Origin of the sequence: Pannonibacter sp. (assembly GCF_051860505.1) — a bacterium.
Lineage (GTDB): Bacteria > Pseudomonadota > Alphaproteobacteria > Rhizobiales > Stappiaceae > Pannonibacter.
On the sequence record NZ_JBHYDX010000015.1, the window covers coordinates 80,585 to 100,745 of the forward strand.

Consider the following 20,161-nt stretch of genomic DNA (forward strand, 5'->3'; position numbering starts at 1 on the left):
ACGTGTTGCGGTGCCGCAAACACACTGTTCACGATCCGGCGAATAGTCTCTGAGGTGGGACGGTCTATATTGATCTCGACATGAACACCCGGCCTTCCCCGGGGATCATCAGGAGATCAGACGATGACTGCTACCCCGACCATTCTCAAGATTGACGCCTCTGCGCGCAAGGCCGGGTCCATGACCCGTGAACTTACCGACGCTCTGGTGACCCGCCTGCTCGACACCCATCGCGCTGCCCGGGTCCTGTCCCGCGATGTTGCAGCCGGCCTGCCGGTGGTCGATGAAGCCTGGATTGGTGCCAATTTCACCGATCCGGCCGAGCGCACGTCCGAGCAGAAGCTCAAGCTTGCCCTGTCCGACACCCTGGTGGCCGAACTGAAGGCTGCCGATATCCTCGTGATCGCTGCCCCGGTTTACAATTTCGGCATTCCGGCCAGCCTCAAGGCCTGGGTGGATCTGGTTGCCCGCGCCCGCGAAACCTTCCGCTACACGGAAAGCGGTCCGGAAGGCCTGCTGAAGGGCAAGAAGGCCTATGTGGTCGTCGCCTCCGGCGGCGTCCCGGTCAATTCCGCCGTTGACTTCGCAACGCCCTACCTGAAGCAGGTCCTTGCTTTCATCGGCATCACCGACGTGACGGTGATCGCGGCCGATCAGCTGATGATGGATGGTCAGGCCAAGCGCGCCGCAGCGCTCGCCGCAATCGAAGACGCGGTTACTCAGGCCGCCTGAGGTCTGAAACGGCGCCAAGCCGTCCTGAGGAATTGCTCATAATTTATGGCCATCGCAGTTCCTGCGGTGGCCATTCTGTTTCGACCCGCGGTTAAGTCCGGTGGCTGTTTGAGACAGTCAAAGAGGTCGACCAGACCAACCCGCTGTCGCGGCTTTCTGCTTGGATCCGGTCGCATCCGATCATGCACTGATACAATCAGTGGACCCTGCCGACATTCGCCGACAGGGTCCAGATCGAGATTAAAACTTGCCCCATGAACTGGTTGCCCTGGCTTATGCTCAAGGCCTTATCAACCGGGCTCGCGGTGTGGCCAGAGGCCACCCGCATTCGCCGGATACCGTATTCCGGACCTCTCCCGGGGTCCTGCACCTGGTATGACGCTCACCCTGTATGTCCTAGACCAATCCGATGATGATCGCGCCCAGGAACACAAAAGCCACGCACACAGCGATGACGTCAAGATGACGGACGATCGACATAGTCTGGCCTCCCGATGTCCATTTCCTGCACGAACGTTAATGTAGCGAAGCTTCTGCCCGTGTCGACCGGAAAAGTTGCCGCGGCGCACAATCGGGCGTCTGATACTCGCCCTGATTGTTGAAGTGCTGTGGTGGCATTCTTGTATATCAGTTTGTCCGCCTCGGAAATTTGCAATTTGAACAGCAATTTAACTGTATTCCCTCGGCCAAGGTTGCAGTTTTTAGAGACTAAGTCAGGAAAGTTCTCCTGCAAGTCGCAGGGCGCTTTTGTCGCATTGGGCCATTGCTGCGTTGTACTGCCGATATTGGGAAAAACGTCGAGAAATGGCTGAGGTGTTAATGACGCATTAACCAGATCCACCCTAGGGTTAAGTCGATAACAGGGAGACCCGGGCTCCGGGAGGTGGAATGGTCAGTCTCAGCAGGCTCCCAGAGCTGGCTCATGATCGCACGTCGGATGGGCGCAGGTCGCTCGTCGAGGCCGTGACTGATCTTTTTGCCTCCGCCCAACCCGAGCAGATGGATCATGTCAGCCTGCTCTTCGGCGACATCGTCCTCAAGGTCATTGGCCAGCTCGAGGAAGAGGCCAGGATGGCCCTGTCCGTCCGGATCTCGGCCAATCCGAACACGCCGCGTGAACTTGCCCTGCATCTGGCGCAGGATGAAATTTCCGTTGCGCAGTCCATTCTCGAATGTTCTCCCGTCCTGACCACGCCGGATCTGGTCGAGATCGCGACCAGCGGTTCGATGGATCAACTGGGTGCGATTGCAGATCGTCGCCCGCTGGATGCTGAAGTCACCACCGTCATTGTTGACCGGGGATCAACCTCCGTGTTGGCCCGGGTGGCGGCCAACGGCGAGGCGCGTTTTACGGTCGACACCTTTGACCGGCTGGTTGAAAAGGCGCGGGCGCATCCTCAGATCCAGGAAGCCCTGATCGGGCGCAGTGACATCCCGGAGGAGGGCGCGCGCCGCCTCGTCTCCTTCCTGTCCGATGAACTGCGTGAACGCCTGAAGGAAATGGGCGGCGACGGCACGCTGGTTGCCGTTCTGGCCGAGCGCGCGGCGCAGGAAGTCCAGGCGCAGGTGCGTGATCTTGGCAGTGCCAAGAACAAGGCGGACATGCTGATCCGCGACGTCAAGGCGCGCAAGCGTCCGGTTGATGATGCGGTGAACCAGTTCACCAAGGGCGATCGGCCGGTGGATCTTGCCTTGTTGCTGGCCGAACTCAGCGAGCTGCCGCACGAATCTGTTGCCCGCGTTGTGTTCAACCCGGAAGATACGGTGCTGAACATCCTCTGCCGCGCCAATGGCGTCAGCGACGCCGCCTACAAGAACATCGTCATGATGCGCACCAAACGGCTGAAGCTGACGAGCAAGGATCTGAACGATGCCTTCGCTCGCTATGCAAAGGTCCAGCGCGGCGAAGCGACCCGGGCCCTCAGCGTGATCAAGGACCGCACCCGCAAGGCGTCTTGAGCCTCTTGTCCTGACTGCTGACAAACCTCGACCTGACCGAAGTCATCCCGGCCAAGCTGAGCGTGAGCGAAGCGCCGAGCCGGGATCCAGACATCAGCCGCGCGAAGCGCGTCAAAGCCTGTCCGTCGCAAGTTTATCGCTTTGACTTCTCTATGGTCTCGCTTGCGCTCGAACAGACGCGCTGGGTTCCGGATCTGCGGTTCGCTGTCGCTCACCTTGTCCGGAATGACGGTAAACGTTGAAATCCCGAACTTTGTCAGCAGTCTGAGGCCGCCAATTCGGCGGCCTCTTTTGTGATCAGCTTCAGGCAGTCCTGCGCCGTCTTTCCATCCGGTAGAGTGCAAGCGCGGTCGCAAGGCCCGCAAGGCCGAAGCCGATGACCGCCATCAGGAACCCCCAGGGGGTAACGGCGTCCATGGCAGCGCCCGCGACCGGCGGGGCGGCCAGCGTGCCGACCTGATAGAGCACCAGGAAGGCTGCGTTCGCCGGGGCAAGATCAGCCGGGCGCAGCCGTTCGCCGAGGATCGCAAGACCCAGCGTGTAGAAGGCGCAGGCCAGGCCGCCGAGCAGGAAGGTGGCGGCCAGGGCCGCACCCGGCAGCGCCGTAGCAAGACCCGAGACGAGCGCCACCAGCGGGAAGGCAATCAGCATTATCAGCATCAGCTTGGGCCGGTCCATCCGGTCGGCCAGCCAGCCAAAGCCGAAGCTCAAGGTCACCCCGCCCCACAGGAAGGCCGTCACAAGCCCGAGGCCCATCGCTTCATCCAGCCCCAGCCGGCTGGCAAAGCTCGGCAGCAGGGCGATATAGGCATATTCCAGCACACCGGCGATCAGCGCTGCCGACATGCCCAGCGGCACCAGCTTCGCGACGGCTGCGGGATTGCCGCCGGCGTGCCCGTCAATGCGCGGCGCAAGGCTGGCCGCCGCCACAAGCGGCAGCACGGCCAGCATCAGGGCACATCCGGCGACGATGAAGGGCTGGAGCCCTTCTGTGCCGATCTGGCCCAGCAGCACCGGGCCCATGCCATAGCCGCCGAACAGCGCCACCGTGTAAAGCGACAGAACCCGGCCCCGGCTTGCCTCTTCGGCGGCAGCGTTGATCCAGGTCTCGCCGAGCAGCCAGGGGAACAGCAGACCGACACCCATCATGAAGCGCAGCACCAGCCACGCCTCGACGCTCGGCATCAAGGGCATCAGGATGAAACCGGAAAGGCCAATGGCACATCCACCGGCCATTGCCGGCACCAGCCCGATACGGAAGGCGAGGCGCGGGGCAAAGGGCAACAGCACCAGCGCGGCCAGCGCCGGCATGCCGGCTGCCAGACCCGTCAGCCAGCCCGGCGCACCCCAGCGCTCGAAGCTGACAGCAGTCAGCGGATAGCCGATGCCATGGGCAAGGCCGAGGAAGAAGGTGGAACCGATCACGGCGGCAAGGCCGAGGGCTCTTGCATCGGGTCTGGCGGCAAGGCTGCGCATCGCAAGTCTCCTTTAGATGTGCAAGATCGTCCAGGGACAAGGGCCCTGGCCGAAGACAGCTTGATTTCTACAGTGCAGAACATGTAATTCTACGGCGTAGGAATGGCAAGGGGAAATTTCTGCAGTGTCGAAAAAACCCACTGAAGGTCGTGGCGAGGGGCGTGGTGAAGGCCGTCAGGGCCCGCGCGGAATTGACCCGCATGCGGTGCTGGAGGCAGCGATTGCCTTGCGCGAAAGCGAGGGCGCGGAAGGCTTCAGCCTGCGCCGTCTGGCTCAGTCCCTCGGGCTTGATCCGATGACCGTGCAATATCACTTCGGGTCGAAGGAAAAACTGGAGCGGGCCATGGGCGACCGGCTCAATGCGCAGCTCATTCCCGTTGATCCGGCCACATCCTGGCGCAGCCGGCTGGAGAACCTTGCCTTCCAGTATCGCCGCCTGGCTCTGGCCTATCCGCAAACCTTCCCGCTGCTGCTGCGGTTCTGGGTGACAGGTCCCGCCGACGTGCGCCACGCCGAGATGGTCTATGTCGCGCTGGCCGATGCGGGCTTCAACGCCGAAGACCGGGTGGATTATTGCGTTGGCTGGTATGCTGCGGTTCTGGGTCTGGCGGCTGCCGAGGCCGGCGGCCTGCTGCGCCCGGCCTCACAGGCCATGCTGGACGAAACCGACCAGCTCGACCCGAGAGAGTTTCCACAGACCGTTCAGCTTGCCGCCGAGTTCCGCCGTCAGGCGGCCGGTCGGGCGTTCCAGAAGGCGCTCGACCGGATCATGGACGGGATGGAGCAGGCGGCCAGCCGCTGACACCGCCTCAGGCGGCGCGGCGCAGCGCCGCCGTCATGGCCGCCGCGCTGATCAAGAGACTGCCTCCGACCCGGTTCAGCGTCTTCAGCGTCCCCGGCGTGCGGATCTTCGTCCGGATCGCCGAGGCCGTGACGGCATAGACAGCAGCGTTCAGCGTTCCCAGCACGACGAAGGTGATCCCAAGCAGCAGCAGTTGCGGGGCCACTGGGGCCTGCGGGGCGATGAAATGCGGCAGGAAGGCGATGAAGAAAGCGATGCCCTTCGGGTTGAGGCTGGTCACCACATAGGTGTGCCAGAACACACGGCGCGGGTTCATCGCCAGTGCTGCTTCGCCCTCGCTGTCCAGTTCCAGCGGGGCAGGGGGCTGGCGCCACATCTTGATGCCGATCCACAGCAGATAGGCTGCTCCCAGCCACTTGAGGACGGAAAAGGCGGTCGCCGAGGTCGCCAGGATCGCGCCGAGCCCCAGCAGCGAGGCGGTTGCCGATGTGGCATCCCCCAGCGCCACGCCCAGCACGCAGGCTGTCGATGCCTTGCGGCCGTGGGCAAGTGCGTAGCTGATCACCAGCAGCACGGTCGGACCGGGGATCGCCACCACGACAAGCGTCGCGATCACATAGGCCGTATAGAGTTCGATTGTCATGGAGGTCTTCCAGGAAGGACGCGTTGGATAACTGAGCCATGGAACCACCAGTGTCGCAAGTCCGTTATGATTCCACCCGCACGTTTGCGGGGCCTGTCGTGCCACTTGAAAGACGATGACTTGATATCAATCGGGAATCGGGCTCGTCTTGATGACGCAACGCCGATGCGGGGCCAGACCGGTCTCTCACTCAAGGATTATGCGGATGGATCGCTTCCGGACTGCCGTTGATGCCGCCCTTGCCTTGCGCCCTGACCAGCCAGTCTATTGCTTCCGGCCCTCGGTTCTGACCGAGGACGCGCGCAACTTCATGGCAGCTTTTCCGGGCAAGACCGCTTATGCGGTGAAAACCAACGGCGAGCCCTTTGTCCTGAAGGCTCTGGCCGAGGCCGGGATAGACTGTTTCGATGTGGCCTCACCGGCCGAGTTTGCTGCCGTCCGCGCGGTCGCCCCCAGAGCGGAAATGCTCTACATGCATCCGGTCAAGGCCCAGTCCGACATCCGGCTGGCGCTCGAAACCTATCGCATCCGCACGCTGTCGCTCGATCACGAGGACGAGGTCGCCAAGATCCTGCGCATCGTGCGTGCGCTCGACATCGATCCGGGTGACATCACCCTGTTCGTCCGCCTCGCCACCAAGGGCCATGCCGCCTACGAGCTGTCGAAGAAGTTCGGTGCAGCGCCCGCCCATGCCGTTGAACTGTTGCAACGCATCGACCGGATCGGCTTTCGCTGTGGCCTCTGCTTCCACGTCGGCAGCCAGATCGAGGATGCGGAAACCTATGAGCGGGCGCTGGCCTCTGCCGACTGGGTGCGCTCCCGCTCCGGGGTCGAAATCTGCGAACTCGACGTCGGTGGCGGCTTCCCGGCCGTCTATGGCCATGACCCGCGCCGCAAGACGCCGCAGATGCCGGCCTTGGCCGATCTGATGAGCGAGTTGCGCAAGGACATTGCCGAGTGGGGCTTTGACAAGCAGCCACTGGTGGCCGAGCCCGGCCGCGTCATCGTCGCAAGGTCCATCTCGCTCATCGTGCGGGTGCTCTTGAAGAAAGGCCGGCGGCTTTACATCAACGACGGCATCTGGGCGTCCCTGTCCGACAGCTGGACCGGCAAGATCACCCTCCCGGCGCGCTTTATTCCGGACCCCGCCCGCCGCCGCCGTGTCGGCAACGCCGGCGAGATCGTGCCGTTCAAGGTCTGCGGGGCCACCTGCGACAGCGTCGACATCCTGTCGCGGCCCTTCTGGCTTCCCGAGACCGTCGATACGGGTGACTGGATCGAGATTGGCCATATCGGCGCCTACAGCCTGTCGCTGCGCACCCATTTCAACGGCTTCTATCCCGACACAGTCGTGGAAGTGGAAGAGCCGTTCTTTGCAGGCGCGGCGCCCGAAGGCTTTGCCTCCATTGAGACCATGGCCGACTGACCATCGGGACACACAACTAAACGCAGAAAGGCCGCCCTTTTGGGGCGGCCCTTCGCTTGTCCGCAACCGGTCTTGCGGGGCAGGGCAGGGGACGACCGGCTGCGGAGAGACGAACTCTGTCGGTCAGTGACCGTGCCGCTTACTGGCAGAAGCGCTTTTCGCCGGAATAGGTCGTGAACGTTCCGGTCTGCGGATTGAAGCTGCGGTAGCGCGAGCGGCAGTAGTCGTACCAGGCCGGGCTCCAGGGCTGATAACCGACGCCAGCAGTGCCATGGGCAATGATCGGGCGATCATCGACCGGTACGCCGGGCTGAGGGATCGGCTGAACGCCGGCCCCATAGGCCGGACCGACATAGACGGGACCACCATAGGCAGGGCCGCCATAGACCGGACCACCGTAGGCCGGAGCCGGCGGGTAATAGGCCGGCGGCGGAGGCGCGGAATTGCTGTTGCCCAGGGTGCCGAGCAGGATGGCGCCGGCCGCCAGGCCGATCACACCGGCTGCAATGGCCGCATCGGTGTTGTCGCGCTTCTTCCTGCGGTCCGGGTTGTGGGGGCGGTGACGATGATCGCGGTCCCAGCCGCTGTTCCAGCCGCGCTCTCCGCCACGCGGGCCCCAGCCGTCGCCGGCCTGGGCAGAAGTTGCCACCGGCACCAGCAGGGCTGCGGTCAGGGCAAGGGCAAGCGCGCGATGCGTCATGCGGGTCATGGTCTCTACTCCGTAAGGGACGGGGCGGCAGGGCGCCCGTTCGATGTCGCCAATCTCGCAGATGCGCACTGAACGCACTCTGAGACCGCCATTCATCTGGCGTTCATTTTAGCAGGGGGTGCGGCAGAGGTGGAGGTGCATTCCCGGACGCTTCCCGATAGACTTTGCCGTGAGGGAGACGCGCATTTTGACAGGAACACCAGATGGCCGAAACGCCAAAGAAGAAGGATGTCCTCCAGGACGTCGATGATGCTGTCCGTCGCCAGGCCAAAGGCCTTATGCGCCTTGCCCGCTACGGCGCCCTTGCCGTGCTCGAACCGGAAACCGGTCACCCGCTCTGCAGCCGCGTGGCGCTGGTCTGTGACCTTGACGGAACGCCGGTGATTCTCGCCTCGAACCTTTCCGGCCATAGCGCCGGTCTTGCCGCCGACAGCCGTTGCTCGCTGCTGGTGGGCGAGCCGGGCAAGGGCGATCCGCTTGCCCATCCGCGCATGACGCTGTTCAGCGTTGCCCGCAAGCTGGCCCGTGAGAGCGATGAACACGCCCGTCTGCGCCGCCGTTATCTGGCCCGCCACCCGAAGGCTGAACTTTACGTCGATTTCCCCGATTTCGCCTTCTACCGGCTCGAGGTCGAGCGGGCGAGCCTCAACGGCGGTTTCGGCAAGGCCTATGCCCTGACGCAGGCGGACCTGATCCTTGCGCCGGAGCGCTGGTCCGCACTGGTCGCCTTTGAGCCCGGTGCCGTCAGTCACATGAACGAGGATCACGCCGAAGCGGTGAAGCTTTATGCCGAAGTGCTCTGCAAGGCACCCCAGGGCTCCTGGCGTCTGGCCGGTCTTGATCCGGAAGGGCTTGATCTTCAGGCCGGCGATCTCAGCGCGCGTCTCTGGTTCGACACGCCGCTGACGGCCCCGGGAGACCTGCGCGCCGCCCTCGTCGACCTCGCCGGCAAGGCGAGGGGCACCCTCGCGCAAACAGACGGCTGATATCTCAATCCGCGCTGTCCCGGCCTTGTGCCGGGACCTGTCATGCTGCGCGCTGGTACCTGATGGTTTTAGCCGGGGTCATAACGAACGGGTCCCGGCTCAAGGCCGGGACAGCGTGGTGTTGCCGGTCTCGCGGCATCGCTTCGAAAGGTAACCCCTGGCGAGGTTGACGATCGAGAAGGGCCGAAGCCCTTCTCGATCTGCCCGCCGTCACGCCGCGCGGACGTTGGCGAGGAAGCCATTCAGTTCGCGGCGCAGCATATCGGACTGCTGTGTGAGGTCTTCCACCGTCGACAGGACCTGACGGGCACCGGCACTGGAATCGACCGCGCTTTCTCGGACACGGACGATTGTCCGCGTGATGTCCTGGCTGCCTTGAGCCACTTCGGCCACATTGCGGGCGATTTCGGACGTGACCGCGTTCTGCTCCTCGATGGCTGAGGCGATCGCCGTAATCTGCTCGTTGATCTGGCCAATGGAGCGCACCACGTCCTCAATGGAGCGGGCAGTGTTGGCCGAGCCATTCTGCATGTCGCCGATCTGCCTGCCGATGTCCTCCGTCGCCTTGCCGGTCTGATTGGCCAGGGCCTTCACTTCGGAGGCGACCACCGCGAAGCCCTTGCCCGCCTCGCCGGCACGCGCGGCTTCAATCGTGGCATTGAGGGCGAGCAGGTTGGTCTGGTCGGCAATGTCGTTAATCAGGCGCACCACTTCGTCGATGCGCTGGGCGGAGGTCGCCAGTCCTGCAACCGTTGCACTCGAGCGGTCTGCGCTGCTGCGCGTCGTCGAGGCGGCGGTCATGGCGTTGCTGATCTGCCGGCTGATTTCGCGGATCGAGCTGGACAGCTCTTCCGATGCTCCAGCCACCGACTGGACGCCGGCGGTTGACTGTTCTGCCGCAGCCGCGACCGTACCGGCCTGATCTGAGGTGCTTTCCGCATTGCGGGCCATCTGGTTGGCTGTGCGCTCAAGCTCCTGAATGGCATCGGCAATCCGGTCCGCAACCTGCTTGACGGTTGCCTCCAGACTGTCGGCCAGCCGCAGCGTTGCGGCGCGCTTTTCTGCCTCGATGCGCTTTTCTTCCTCGCGCATTTGCGCCTGCAGCAGTTTCATCTCGATGAGCTTTTCGCGGAAGGCGGTAAAGGCCACCGCCAGTTGCCCGATCTCGTCGCGGTTCTTCACCCTGACTTCGACGGACGTGTCATCCACCGCAAGCCGGTTGAGTGCATTGGTTACGGTGCGCAGCGGTCGGCTGATTCCGAAGATCGCCAGATAGACCGACACGGCCAGACCAAGTCCGATCCCGGCCGCTGATACGATAACCAGCAGGTTGAGGCCTTCCTTTTCGTGTTCGTGGGCCAGTTTGGCGGCCAGTGCCGTCGCTGAACTGAGGTCGCTCATCAGGCCCATCAGCGCCGCATCCAGGCGGTCCTGCTCTTCTTCAAGCTTGCGCGCCAGCGCTGTTGCCTCGGTGATCTGCCCTGCCTTGATGAAGGCCTTTATCTCACCCGCGTGCCGTTCATAGAGCTTGTGTTCTTTTTCGATCACTTTGAGACTGCTCAGCACGTCGTTGGCTCGGCGCGCATGGTCTTCATCCGGCGCCGCCCGGAGGGCCGCTTCCGCCTTTGCTTCGGCGTCAAGAATCTCGCTGTCTACCTTCTTGCTGAGCTGGTCAAACTTGCGGATCTGGCTGTCCAGATCACTGGCGTCGCCCGGGATCTGCGCGATGCGCAGGATCCGCTCCATCAGCACTGCCTGCTCGAGCTGGTGCGCGGTGACATCGGTGACGGTCGCGGTGAGCGGAATGTTCTGGTCCGCAATCTCTGTCAATTCTCCACCAATGGAAGCCATCTGGAGAAGGCCGACAGTTGCAATGGTCACCATCACCCCGGCCAGGAACAGAACGATAGCGAGGATCTTGGCGGAAACGGAGCGCAGCGGGGATGGCTGCGGCAGGATGTCTTTCATTTGGTCTGAATCCCATCGGCTGCAAATGGACCTTTGGCATCCTGGCTTGATCGCCCTTTACGGAAGGTCAGAGCAACGGGATGCGCTTTGCCTGTTAAATATTCCGTTCTGCGAAAATAATAGATCAAATTAATTAATAAAATTGTATCGAAATCGCCGCGATTGAATGTTCTTGGCGCTTTTGATTAATTTTATGTTTGTGGCTATAAATAAAATAAGGTCGACGCAAGTATTGCGTCGACCTGTTAGTTTTACGAATGCTGCGGCTTAGCGCCAGACGACGTCCTGGTTGCGGACCGTGATCACCGAGCTTTCGCAGTAGTCGATGTCGGCGTCGATAAAGGTGCCATCGCTGAAGTCGATCCGCGTGCGCACGGCGCATTCACCTTCGTCGGACCCGAAGTCCATGTCGAAGGTTTCGCCTGGCGCCACGTTTTCCGGCAGCCAGTTCTGGCTCCAGTTGCCGTCTTCCTGGGTGCGGAACGAAGTCACATGTGCCTCGGACTTGTTCTCCAGGTTGAACACCCAGCTGCCGGCAGAGGCGAGGCCAGCACTTGCCATTAGAAGAGCCGCAGCGGTCAGGGCGGTGACGAACTTCATTCTAATCTCCCGAATGCGAATACTCGCGTTGTCCGCGTCATGCAGACAGCGCATATAACCATATTTTGCCTTTGAAATAAGTGATTTACATCGCAGCGGCGGCGCGTGCGGCCTGCTCGTAGTTTCCCGATATTGTCCGCAACGCTGCCGCCAGACGGGAAAGTTCCGCTTCGTCCAGTCCGATAGATTTCACAGGTTGCACTAAGAGAGCCTCGCGCAATCTGCGATACTCCAGGCAGGCCCGTTCCCCTTCCGTTGTGATGGAAACGGTCTTTTCTTTGCCCCGTTTGCCCGAGACGATCAGGCCGCCCTGTTCCAGCTTCTTCAGGGCATATGTCACCGTGTGTGTATCTTCGATGTTCAGCACCAGGCACACATCGGCCAGCGTCTTCGCGCGGCCCCGGTGATTGACCTGGTGCAGCACCTGAACTTCCAGCGGGCTCATCGCCGGAACACCGGCGGCCGCCATGCAGCGCACCATCCAGCGCTGGTAGGCGTTGACCATCATGGTGACGGCGAATTCGATCTCCGACAGCGCGGGCATGGCACCGGAGGCAAGGTGCGAGGCCGACACGATCGGGCCGATCGGCGGCAGGTCAGGCTTGTCATCGTGCTCTGTCATCGCGCTCTGGTCTGTGTCGCTGTCTGATTTGTGTATTATCGCATCTTATCGATATTTTATCGACAAATTCTTTTTGTCACGTTACGCTTCCGGCACAATCCCGGCTGCGGGCTCAAAGTGCCGCGCCGGAGAACCGGTTTTGCATTTGGGAGGATGGCATGGGCGGGCAGATCGCAAGTCAGGCTGACGGTCAGTGGGATTTCTGGATCGACCGGGGTGGCACTTTCACCGACATCGTCGGCCGTGCGCCGGACGGCAGCATCCACGCCCACAAGGTCCTGTCGGAGAACCCGGAAGCCTACCGCGATGCCGCCGTGCAGGGCATCCGCGAGCTGATGGGCCTTTCCGCCGGCGCGCCGATCCCTTCCGGCCGCATCGCCACTGTCAAGATGGGCACCACCGTTGCTACCAACGCGCTCCTGGAACGCAAGGGCGAGCGCACGGCGCTGTTCACCACGCGCGGCTTCCGCGATGCGCTGGCCATCGGCTATCAGGCCCGGCCGGAGATCTTCGCCAAGGAGATCATCAAGCCGGAGCTGCTCTACGAGCGCGTTTATGAGATCGCCGAGCGTCTGCGCGCGGACGGTGCGCTTGAGCTGCCGCTGGACGAGGCCGGGGCCCGCGCCGCGCTTGACGCGGCCTATGCGGACGGCATCCGGTCGGTCGCCATCGTCTTCATGCATGCCTATGCCTATCCGGATCACGAGCGGCGGGTTGCCGCCATGGCACGCGCCATCGGTTTCCCGCAAGTCTCGGTCAGCCACGAGGTCTCGCCGCTGATGAAGCTGGTGGGGCGCGGCGACACGACCGTGGTCGATGCCTATCTGTCGCCGATCCTGCGCCGCTATGTGGCGCAGGTGCAGGAGGAGCTGGGTGCGGGGCCGCGCCTCATGTTCATGCAGTCCTCCGGCGGCCTGACGGCGGCGGACCTGTTCCAGGGCAAGGATGCCATCCTGTCGGGCCCGGCCGGCGGCGTGGTCGGCGCGGTCGAGACGTCGAAGCTCGCCGGCTTCGAGAAGGTGATCGGCTTCGACATGGGCGGCACCTCCACCGATGTCTGCCATTTCGACGGCACCTATGAGCGCGCCTTCGAGACAGAAGTTGCCGGCGTGCGCATGCGTGCGCCGATGATGATGATCCACACGGTGGCGGCCGGTGGCGGCTCGATCCTGCATTACAGGGACGGCCGCTTCCAGGTCGGACCGGATTCCGCCGGCGCCAACCCCGGCCCGAAATGCTACCGGCGCGGCGGGCCGCTGGCCGTCACCGACGCCAATGTCATGACCGGCAAGCTTCTGCCCGACTTCTTCCCGAAGATCTTCGGCCCCGGCCGCGACCAGCCGCTGGACACACAGGCGGTGCAGGTGGCCTTTGCCGAACTGGCCGAACGCATCGGCGACGGGCGCACGGCGGTCGAGGTGGCGGACGGGTTCCTGCGCATCGCCGTCGAGAACATGGCCAATGCCATCAAGAAGATCTCGGTCCAGCGCGGCTACGACGTGACCGAATATGCGCTGACCTGCTTCGGCGGCGCAGGCGGCCAGTCTGGCTGCATGGTGGCGGACACGCTGGGCATGACCACGGTCATCGTGCATCCCTTCTCCGGCATCCTGTCGGCCTATGGCATGGGCCTTGCCGACATCCGCGCCAACCGGCAGCAGGCGGTGGTCAAGCGTCTCGACGCTGCCCTTCTGCCCGAACTCGCCCGGCTGACCCAGCGGCTCGCCTCTGAGACCGAGGCGGAGCTGGCAGGGCAGGGCGTTGCGGCCGCCGACCGACAGACGCTGGCGCGTGCACATCTGCGCTATGAAGGCACCGACACGCCGATGCCGGTGCTGCTGTCGTCGGTCCAGGATATGCTCACGGCCTTCGAGGATGCGCACCGCAAGCAGTTCGGCTTTGCCTACGAGAACAAGCCCGTGGTGGTCGAGGCCGTCGAGGTCGAGAGCTTCGGCGGCGGGGCCGGCATTGCCGAACCCGACTGCACGCTGGCAAGCGGCACGGCCACGCCCGCCCGCATGACCCGCTTCTATTCCGCCGGTGCCTGGCATGATGCCGCCGTCTATGCCCGCGCCAGCCTCACCCCCGGCATGAGCGTCGACGGGGCGGCGCTGATCATCGAGCCGCACCAGACCATCGTTGTCGAGCCGGGCTGGCGCGCGACGATCAACGCCAAGGATCATGTCATCCTCACCCGCGTCGTGCCGCTCGACCGGGCGGCGGCCATCGGCACCCATGCCGACCCGGTCATGCTGGAGGTCTTCAACAACCTCTTCATGTCCATCGCCGAGCAGATGGGCGTGACGCTGCAGAACACCGCCTATTCGGTCAACATCAAGGAGCGGCTGGACTTCTCCTGCGCCGTCTTCGACCGCACCGGCGCGCTGGTGGCCAATGCGCCGCACATGCCGGTGCACCTTGGCTCCATGGACCGCTCGGTCGAGACGGTGATCAAGCTGAACGCAGGCGCGATCCGCCCCGGCGACGTCTTTGCGCTCAACGCGCCCTACAACGGCGGCACCCATCTGCCGGACATCACCGTGGTCTCGCCCGTCTTCGATGACGAGGGACAGGAGATCCTGTTCTGGGCCGCCAGCCGCGGGCACCATGCGGACGTCGGCGGTTCGGCTCCGGGTTCCATGACGCCGCGCGCGACCACGGTCGACGAGGAGGGCGTGCTGATCGACAACTTCAAGCTTGTCGACCAGGGCCGCTTCCGCGAAGCCGAACTCGTCGAGCTTCTCACCTCGCATCCCTATCCGGTGCGCAACGTGCACCAGAATGTCGCGGACCTGAAGGCCCAGATCGCCGCCAACGAGCGCGGCATCCAGGAGCTGCGCAAGATGGTCAATCACTTCGGCCTCGACGTGGTGACGGCCTACATGGGGCACGTGCAGGACAATGCGGAGGAAAGCGTCCGCCGGGTGATCTCGGCACTGAAGGACAGTTCCTGCGACTATCCGACCGACCAGGGCTCGGTGATCCGGGTGAAGATCACCGTCGACCGGGACAAGCGCGAGGCGACGGTTGACTTCACCGGCACCACCGGCGTCAAGCCGAACAACTTCAACGCGCCCGAACCCGTGACCCGCGCGGCGGTGCTCTACTGCTTCCGCGTCATGGTCGACGGGCACATCCCGATGAATGCCGGCTGCCTCAAGCCGATCCACATCATCATCCCGGATGGCTCGATGCTGAAACCTGCCTATCCGGCGGCGGTCGTGGCCGGCAACGTCGAGACCTCGCAGCATGTCACCAACGCGCTCTTCGCCGCGCTGGGCGCCATGGCCAATGCGCAAGGGGCGATGAACAACCTGACCTTTGGCAATGCGACCTACCAGTATTACGAGACCATCTGCTCCGGATCGCCGGCCGGTCCCGGCTTCAACGGCACCGATGGCGTGCACACGCACATGACCAACTCGCGTCTGACCGATCCGGAAGTGCTGGAGTTCCGCTTCCCCGTCCTTCTGGAGGACTTCCACATCCGCCCGGGTTCGGGTGGGCAGGGCAAGTGGTCGGCCGGTGGCGGCACCCGGCGCACTCTGCGCTTCCTCGAGAAGATGGACTGCGCCATCCTCGGCTCGCACCGCACCTTGCCGCCCAAAGGCATGATGGGCGGCGGTGACGGCACCATCGGGCGCACGGAGGTGCGGCGGCTGGACGGGCGCATCGAGGTGCTGGCCAGCTGCGACCAGACGGTGCTGGAGGCCGGCGAGGCGGTGACCGTCATCACGCCGACGGCTGGCGGCTGGGGCGCGGCGGACTGATCCGCCGCCAGCTGGACACTAGGTCGGGCGGGCTACAGCGCGATCAGGTAGCCCGCCTGGTCCATTTGCAGGGCGGCTGTCATCGCCGTGGTGCGGGTTGCGATCAGCGCACCCTTGCTGCGCGAGGTCGCGCCATCCTTGCCGGCCATGCGGCTGCGCAGACTGGCGGCCATCACATAGCCTTGCCCCAGCAGCGAGCGCGGCAGCACGAGATGCGCGGCCGGAACCCTCAAGGCGCCGAATTTCTCCTTGTAGGCCTGATCGCCCGCCCCGAAATTCAGATAGGCAAAGCCTTTTTCCCTGGCCCAGTCCTGGATCTTCAGGATCAGCACCATGCCGGGTGAATATCGTTTCCATTCCGGCCCGGAGATCCCGATCAGGCTGCCATTGACGTTGTTGCCGCCACCGACGAGCGCTGCACCACTGACAATGTCGCCGTCGCCATTGCTGATCACCAGCACGTGCAAGCGGTTATGCGGGTCGTCCTGCAGGATGAGATGGTGATACAGGGCCTCGGCCTGTGCCGCGTCGGGAATAGGCATGCCGCGCAGCCGGAAGCTCTCTTCGCGCAGGCGCAGCAACGCGCCGATGACACGCAGCCGGGAGGGGGTGTCGAGCACTTCGCGGAACCGATAGCTTCTTTCTGTCAGTTTACGGTACTTGACCTCGTATTCCTTGTAGGCGGAACGGTTTGGTCGATGCTCCGGGCTCTGCGTTGCCAGATGCATGGTGTATTGGCAGGTCGTTGCGTCCGTCCCGGATGCAACGGAGTACAAAGGGTTCGATTGCCCGTTTGTGACCTGCGGAATGTTGCGGAGGCGCAGGAGGTCACAGCCCTCGATGCCGTTGACCAGGCTTCGCATAGCAGCGTCCTGCTCCTTTGACGGGAGGCTGCGAAAGCTGTCCGAGATGACCGGGGCTGAGATGTCACAGTAGTCGCGTCCGGCAATATCGGCGCGTCGCGCACCATACCGGCTGGACCGGACCACGGGGAGGGCCAGCAGGACGGTGCCGTTTCGCTCTGATGTTACTGAGTATATTTCCAGCTTGTCCCCGGTCGATGCGCAGCAGGACGCAAGCAATGCAGACAAGAACCAGACGGATTGAAACGGCGAGATTTCTGCGGTTGTTCCGAGCCGCTGCAATAAGTTGCTGATTTCGCACGGGCAGGAAATTTCCTGCCGCGTCACCTTGTAGCAGTGCATGTGCTCGCCCCCGAACGCGACCGCAATATTAATAACACGTTAAGAATTGCACCAAGATTTGTCAATCTGCGGTTGTTTTTTCGTAAAACATCGTAAACGACTGTATCTGGTTGTTTCTGTAGGATGGGTGTCGATGAATCACACTCGGGCGCAAAGGCGTAATAATTTTTTGTTGTCTATGATTGTTCTGAGGTAGGTTGCCGTATTCGTAAGATTTTTGTCTTGTCGTTTCGAGCTCAAGGCGACCTCAGGAGGCGTGTTGTGATTTTTTTGAAATGTAACGTCTGTATATGTTGTTTAAATAAATGAATGCATCCAGTTCGACGGTGTGCGCTTGAGATGTTTGGGGTCGAGCTGACTTAGGTCCCGGCTCGCACTTGGGCCCGGCTCGCAGATGAAAAGCAAGGGCAGTCATTGACCATCACCATCTACCACAACCCGTCCTGTGGCACGTCGCGCAACACGCTGGCGATGATCCGGCGCTCAGGCGAGGAGCCGCGCATCATCGAATATCTGAAGACGCCGCCAGATCGGGACGAACTGGTCGATCTGATCCGCCGGGCAGGCCTTTCGGTCCGCCATCTCCTGCGCGAGAAGGGAACACCTTATGCGGAACTCGGCCTCGGGGATCCGAGACTGAGTGACGATCACCTGCTGGATGCCATGATGCAGCATCCGATCCTGATCAACCGGCCCCTGGTCGTGACGCAGAAGGGCGTGCGCCTGTGCCGCCCGTCGGAAGTGGTGCTGGAAATCCTGCCCAATCCGGCCATCGGCACCTTCATCAAGGAGGATGGTCAGGTGATCGAAGCCCCGACGGACGGCTGCTGACGGGTCACGTCACTGCAGCGCGGATGTTTTCGCCAGTGCATCGTCGACCGTTTCCGGCAGCGGCGCCAGGATTGTGCCATCCGGGGCGATGCCCGGGCTTCCTGCATCAACCTGTGTTGTCGCTGCGGTTACCTCAAGCGTCCACTCCCGCACGTCGGCATCCTCGGCAACAATCTCCCTATCCGATGGGGTCGGGAAGGGGCGCGACAGAGGCGCTTCGGCGGCGCTCATGGTGGACTGTCCCTGGCGCACGGCACCGGGGCGGCCGAACAGGAAGCCCTGGACCAGGTCGCAACCGGCAGCGCGCAGCAGCGTAACCTGGTCCTGGTTCTCGACCCCTTCTGCGGTGATTTCCACGTTCAGCGACCGACCAAGCCCGATGATCGAGGTGACGATGGCATCCGTGCCGATGTTGCGGCCGAGAGTGCGGATGAAGCTGCGGTCGATCTTGATCTTGTCGAAGGGGAACCGGCTCAGGTAGCTCAGCGATGAATAGCCGGTGCCGAAGTCGTCCATGGCGATGGTGACGCCGAGCGCATGGATTGCTTCCAGTGTCTCGACAACGGCATCGGTGTCGGAAATCAGCAGGCTTTCGGTGATCTCGATTTCCAGCCGGCGTGGATCGATGCCGGACTCGGCGATGGCCTTGGCGACTTTTTTCTGAGTTTCCCCGGCGCGGAACTGCGCTGCAGAAAAATTCACCGCGACCCGCAGGCTCTTGTCGTCCCAGGCTGCAGCTTCCTTGCAGGCCCGGCGCAGCACCCAATCCCCGATGTCCTCGATCAGGCCTGTGTCCTCGGCGACGGAAATGAATACATCCGGCGCGATGGTGCCCTTGGTCGGATGCTCCCAGCGGATCAACGCTTCATAGGCCTTGAGGCGGTTGTCATGCAGGGAGAACTGCGGCTGGTAGACCAGCTCGAACTGGTCGAATTTCAGTGCCTTGACGAGACCGGCCTCGATTTCCTTGCGGCGCTGGGCTTCGGCGTCCATCTCGGGATTGTACCAGACGAAGGTCGAGCGGCCCGAGTGCTTGGCCCGGTACAGGGCAAGATCGGCGCAATGCAGCAGGCGCGAGGCCCGCCAGCTGCCGTCATTGGCGCGCGCCAGTCCCATCGACAGCGAAATCTGGATCTCGATGCCGTCGATCACGCAAGGCGCCTTGGTCGCTGCGATCATGTCGCTGGCCATCTTGGTCATCCGCGCCACGTCGGAATGGCTTGTAACCATGACGGCAAACTCGTCGCCTGACAGGCGCGCCACCAGATGCTGGCCGAACACCGAGCGGAGGCGGTCGGCGATGATCTGCAGGAAGACGTCGCCCGTGCCATGGCCGTAGGTGTCGTTGATCGCCTTGAACTTGTCGACGTCAATCAGCACCACGGCGATGTTGCTCGCCTTGGCATGGGCAAGCCGCAGCGCTTCGTTCAGCTTGGCGCTGAAGACGGCTCGGTTCGGCAGACCGGTCAAGGGATCATGGTGGGCGAGAAACTCGATGTTCTGGTTGGTGCGCACGACATCGCGAAACCGGACCCAAAGGACAAAGATCGCCGAACAGAAGGATAGCACGCTCAGCACGGCCATGATGGTGCTGACGGTCAGCACCAGACGGTTGGCCGAGGCGATCACCGGCGAGATATCCAGCAGCAAGACGCCGCTGCCATAGAGGTGACCGGCCCGGCGCAAGGGGGTGGCGATGATGGCCAGCGGTTCGATCCCGCCCCACCAGGTGCGGAATACGGTGAGGCGCGGCGTCCTGGCCTCGTGCAGTTGGAGGAATGTTTCCGTCAGGTGCTGCGGTGTCAGCGGCGGCACCTGAAACGCCTCTGGCAACTGGGCCGTCATCTCCGCAGCACGAGCGCTCGACCAGGCCATCATGTCGGGGAAAAGGACCTCTGCCTGGGCCCGCAGGCTTTCAGCGCCCATATCCGCCGTTGCCGCATTGGCGATGCGGTCAAGATAGGCGGTGCCATTTTCCAGCAAGGCTCCTGCGGTCTCGTCCTCCGGGATCTGGGCATAGGTCTCGGACAGGGTCGTCAGTCGCAACCCGAGGCTGGACGCGGACACCGGATCGTCTGTCCCGCCGAGCCCGACAGCGACCTGGCTCCAGCCGGTCAGGGCCGATTCGAGGCTGTGGACAACCAGCCAGCGCGCCAGCAGCCGGTTGCTGGCAAACAGCCCGGCGGCAAGCAAAGCGGTCAGGAGCATGAGGGCAACGACCATGGCGAGATTCCGCCGGCGGGAAAGCTGGGTCATTGTCGGGTTTTAGCCTTTGTCTCAGGTCCTGTTTGGCGGCACTTTAGTCACGAGAGGTTTCAGTCAGGTTTATGCAGCCTGTTCTGCGGCAGCCGGGACTTGCGAAGGATCGGCAAGTCCCTGTAGTCCATGGGTGTTCGGGTTGGTCCAGGCGCAAGGTGGCCCGCCCTGAAGGT

The 20,161-nt window shown here is 63.0% G+C and carries 15 protein-coding genes; 7 read left to right on the top strand and 8 right to left on the bottom strand.

Annotation, left to right across the window (positions count from 1 at the left end):
* Positions 1-123: 123 nt before the first annotated feature.
* A complete protein-coding gene (locus ACTIFE_RS12150; RefSeq protein ID WP_439529420.1) occupies positions 124-732 on the top strand; it encodes an FMN-dependent NADH-azoreductase in 609 nt (202 codons plus the stop codon).
* A gap of 888 nt (positions 733-1,620) precedes the next feature.
* On the top strand, positions 1,621-2,691 hold the full coding sequence (locus tag ACTIFE_RS12155) for a DUF2336 domain-containing protein (RefSeq protein ID WP_439529421.1): 1,071 nt from the start codon (positions 1,621-1,623) through the stop codon (positions 2,689-2,691).
* A gap of 303 nt (positions 2,692-2,994) precedes the next feature.
* On the opposite strand, the gene ACTIFE_RS12160 is transcribed toward ACTIFE_RS12155, so the two are convergent.
* Positions 2,995-4,167: an MFS transporter gene (locus ACTIFE_RS12160; RefSeq protein ID WP_439529422.1), complete on the bottom strand. Its 1,173-nt coding sequence runs from the start codon at positions 4,165-4,167 to the stop codon at positions 2,995-2,997.
* 124 nt (positions 4,168-4,291) lie between these two features.
* Between ACTIFE_RS12160 and ACTIFE_RS12165 the strand changes: the two genes are divergently transcribed.
* Entirely contained in the window at positions 4,292-4,969 is a 678-nt protein-coding gene (locus ACTIFE_RS12165; RefSeq protein WP_439529423.1) for a TetR/AcrR family transcriptional regulator, read from the top strand.
* A gap of 7 nt (positions 4,970-4,976) precedes the next feature.
* On the opposite strand, the gene ACTIFE_RS12170 is transcribed toward ACTIFE_RS12165, so the two are convergent.
* Positions 4,977-5,612, bottom strand: coding sequence for a LysE family translocator (locus tag ACTIFE_RS12170; protein ID WP_439529424.1), 636 nt, complete (start codon positions 5,610-5,612; stop codon positions 4,977-4,979).
* 205 nt (positions 5,613-5,817) lie between these two features.
* Between ACTIFE_RS12170 and ACTIFE_RS12175 the strand changes: the two genes are divergently transcribed.
* Entirely contained in the window at positions 5,818-7,038 is a 1,221-nt protein-coding gene (locus tag ACTIFE_RS12175) for an alanine racemase (protein ID WP_439529425.1), read from the top strand.
* A 139-nt stretch (positions 7,039-7,177) separates the two neighbouring features.
* Here ACTIFE_RS12175 and ACTIFE_RS12180 read toward each other — a convergent pair whose 3' ends face one another.
* On the bottom strand, positions 7,178-7,747 hold the full coding sequence (locus ACTIFE_RS12180) for a BA14K family protein (RefSeq protein WP_439529426.1): 570 nt from the start codon (positions 7,745-7,747) through the stop codon (positions 7,178-7,180).
* A 203-nt stretch (positions 7,748-7,950) separates the two neighbouring features.
* On the opposite strand from ACTIFE_RS12180, the gene ACTIFE_RS12185 reads away from it, so the two are divergent.
* The gene (locus ACTIFE_RS12185) at positions 7,951-8,733 is read left to right on the top strand and encodes a HugZ family protein (protein WP_439529427.1); all 783 of its coding nucleotides are present in this window, start codon (positions 7,951-7,953) and stop codon (positions 8,731-8,733) included.
* Positions 8,734-8,943: 210 nt separating this feature from the next.
* On the opposite strand, the gene ACTIFE_RS12190 is transcribed toward ACTIFE_RS12185, so the two are convergent.
* The 3 genes from ACTIFE_RS12190 to ACTIFE_RS12200 all read right to left on the bottom strand — a co-directional run bounded on the left by ACTIFE_RS12190 (position 8,944) and on the right by ACTIFE_RS12200 (position 11,923).
* Positions 8,944-10,701 (bottom strand): methyl-accepting chemotaxis protein, encoded by a 1,758-nt coding sequence (locus ACTIFE_RS12190; protein ID WP_439529428.1) that lies wholly within the window; start codon positions 10,699-10,701, stop codon positions 8,944-8,946.
* A 267-nt stretch (positions 10,702-10,968) separates the two neighbouring features.
* Positions 10,969-11,301, bottom strand: coding sequence for a hypothetical protein (locus ACTIFE_RS12195; RefSeq protein ID WP_439529429.1), 333 nt, complete (start codon positions 11,299-11,301; stop codon positions 10,969-10,971).
* An 85-nt stretch (positions 11,302-11,386) separates the two neighbouring features.
* Positions 11,387-11,923, bottom strand: a complete 537-nt coding sequence (locus ACTIFE_RS12200) for a winged helix DNA-binding protein (RefSeq protein ID WP_439529430.1) — start codon at positions 11,921-11,923, stop codon at positions 11,387-11,389.
* 158 nt (positions 11,924-12,081) lie between these two features.
* Here ACTIFE_RS12200 and ACTIFE_RS12205 point away from each other — a divergent pair, with 158 nt between their 5' ends.
* Positions 12,082-15,693: a hydantoinase B/oxoprolinase family protein gene (locus ACTIFE_RS12205; RefSeq protein WP_439529431.1), complete on the top strand. Its 3,612-nt coding sequence runs from the start codon at positions 12,082-12,084 to the stop codon at positions 15,691-15,693.
* Positions 15,694-15,725: 32 nt separating this feature from the next.
* On the opposite strand, the gene ACTIFE_RS12210 is transcribed toward ACTIFE_RS12205, so the two are convergent.
* Positions 15,726-16,883, bottom strand: a complete 1,158-nt coding sequence (locus ACTIFE_RS12210; RefSeq protein ID WP_439529432.1) for a GNAT family N-acetyltransferase — start codon at positions 16,881-16,883, stop codon at positions 15,726-15,728.
* 429 nt (positions 16,884-17,312) lie between these two features.
* On the opposite strand from ACTIFE_RS12210, the gene arsC reads away from it, so the two are divergent.
* Positions 17,313-17,729 (top strand): arsenate reductase (glutaredoxin), encoded by a 417-nt coding sequence (gene arsC, locus ACTIFE_RS12215; RefSeq protein WP_439529433.1) that lies wholly within the window; start codon positions 17,313-17,315, stop codon positions 17,727-17,729.
* Between the two features lie 9 nt (positions 17,730-17,738).
* Here arsC and ACTIFE_RS12220 read toward each other — a convergent pair whose 3' ends face one another.
* Positions 17,739-19,952, bottom strand: coding sequence for a putative bifunctional diguanylate cyclase/phosphodiesterase (locus ACTIFE_RS12220; protein ID WP_439529434.1), 2,214 nt, complete (start codon positions 19,950-19,952; stop codon positions 17,739-17,741).
* Positions 19,953-20,161 lie beyond the last annotated feature (209 nt).

What these genes read in the sequence shown, in the direction of transcription:
- ACTIFE_RS12220 (WP_439529434.1), bottom strand. Translation starts at nt 19,952, where the DNA reads ATGGTCGTTGCCCTCATGCTCCTGACCGCTTTGCTTGCCGCCGGGCTG.
- ACTIFE_RS12205 (WP_439529431.1), top strand. Translation starts at nt 12,082, where the DNA reads ATGGGCGGGCAGATCGCAAGTCAGGCTGACGGTCAGTGGGATTTCTGG.
- ACTIFE_RS12155 (WP_439529421.1), top strand. Translation starts at nt 1,621, where the DNA reads ATGGTCAGTCTCAGCAGGCTCCCAGAGCTGGCTCATGATCGCACGTCG.
- ACTIFE_RS12175 (WP_439529425.1), top strand. Translation starts at nt 5,818, where the DNA reads ATGGATCGCTTCCGGACTGCCGTTGATGCCGCCCTTGCCTTGCGCCCT.
- ACTIFE_RS12180 (WP_439529426.1), bottom strand. Translation starts at nt 7,747, where the DNA reads ATGACCCGCATGACGCATCGCGCGCTTGCCCTTGCCCTGACCGCAGCC.
- ACTIFE_RS12195 (WP_439529429.1), bottom strand. Translation starts at nt 11,301, where the DNA reads ATGAAGTTCGTCACCGCCCTGACCGCTGCGGCTCTTCTAATGGCAAGT.
- ACTIFE_RS12150 (WP_439529420.1), top strand. Translation starts at nt 124, where the DNA reads ATGACTGCTACCCCGACCATTCTCAAGATTGACGCCTCTGCGCGCAAG.
- ACTIFE_RS12190 (WP_439529428.1), bottom strand. Translation starts at nt 10,701, where the DNA reads ATGAAAGACATCCTGCCGCAGCCATCCCCGCTGCGCTCCGTTTCCGCC.
- ACTIFE_RS12160 (WP_439529422.1), bottom strand. Translation starts at nt 4,167, where the DNA reads ATGCGCAGCCTTGCCGCCAGACCCGATGCAAGAGCCCTCGGCCTTGCC.
- ACTIFE_RS12185 (WP_439529427.1), top strand. Translation starts at nt 7,951, where the DNA reads ATGGCCGAAACGCCAAAGAAGAAGGATGTCCTCCAGGACGTCGATGAT.
- ACTIFE_RS12200 (WP_439529430.1), bottom strand. Translation starts at nt 11,923, where the DNA reads ATGACAGAGCACGATGACAAGCCTGACCTGCCGCCGATCGGCCCGATC.
- ACTIFE_RS12170 (WP_439529424.1), bottom strand. Translation starts at nt 5,612, where the DNA reads ATGACAATCGAACTCTATACGGCCTATGTGATCGCGACGCTTGTCGTG.